The sequence below is a fragment of the Nguyenibacter vanlangensis genome, assembly GCF_013376155.1.
GTDB classification, from domain to species: Bacteria; Pseudomonadota; Alphaproteobacteria; order Acetobacterales; family Acetobacteraceae; genus Gluconacetobacter; species Gluconacetobacter vanlangensis.
Window position 1 is genome coordinate 1 of record NZ_JABXXP010000918.1, and the last position, 946, is coordinate 946.

The 946-nt window shown below is 67.8% G+C and carries 1 protein-coding gene and 1 pseudogene; both read left to right on the forward strand.

Annotation, left to right across the window (positions count from 1 at the left end):
• Positions 1 to 366: pseudogene (locus HUK84_RS20155) on the forward strand (hypothetical protein); the annotation flags it as partial.
• A gap of 13 nt (positions 367 to 379) precedes the next feature.
• Positions 380 to 946 (forward strand): OPT family oligopeptide transporter (locus HUK84_RS20160; RefSeq protein ID WP_246285794.1); only part of this gene is annotated, 567 nt, incomplete at its 3' end.

A 946-nucleotide genomic window follows, 5' to 3' on the forward strand; every position in this document is an offset into this window, starting at 1 on the left:
CTGACCCGCGTCAGCGGCAGTTGCCGCGCCGCCGGCCGGCACACCCGTGACATCGTCACCGACATCAGCCTGGGCCTGACCGTCAGCCGGGGCCCCGCGACCGGCCACGCGGTGGACATTCCCTATTTCATCGCCGTCGTCCAGGACGGCGAGATCAAGAGCAAGAAGCAGTTCGTCGAAACCGTCACCTTCCCGCCCAACGTGACCGAGACGCACATCTTCACCCATATCGTCCCGATCACGCTGCCCATCGGGCACCACGTCACGGTCGACAGCTACCATATCGAGGTCGGCTTCCAGCTCACCCGCGCGCAGCTCGACTATAATCGCGCCCACCTGCTCGCCCCCGCCTTCCACCCGCTCTGATCGCGGAGCGGACATGACAGCCATCACACCCGCACCGCCCCCCCCATCGGCTCCCGCATCGGCCCGCATGCGCGAAATGACCATGCGGGGCCTGATCCTGGGCGCGCTCATCACCGTCGTCTTCACGGCCTCGAACGTCTATCTCGGGCTCAAGATCGGGCTGACGGTCGCCTCGTCGATCCCGGCGGCCGTGATCTCGATGTCGGTGCTGCGGGCGCTGGGCGGCGGCACGATCCTGGAAAACAACCTGGTCCAGACCCAGGCCTCGGCGGCCGGCACGCTGTCCTGCGTGTTCATCTCGTTCCCGTGCCTGGTGCTGATCGGCTATTGGCAGCATTTCCCCTATTTTCAGGTCATGCTGCTCTCGCTGGCCGGCGGCATGACCGGCGTGCTGTTCACCGTGCCGCTGCGCCGGGCGATGGTGACGCACAGCAGCCTGCCCTACCCCGAGGGCGTCGCAGCGGCCGAAATCCTCAAGGCCGGCTCGGACAGCGGCAGTCCCGAAAGCCTGCAGGCGCTCATGACCGGCGGCCTGGTCTCGGCGGTGGTCACGCTCGCCACCGGCGGGCTGCGGGTGCTG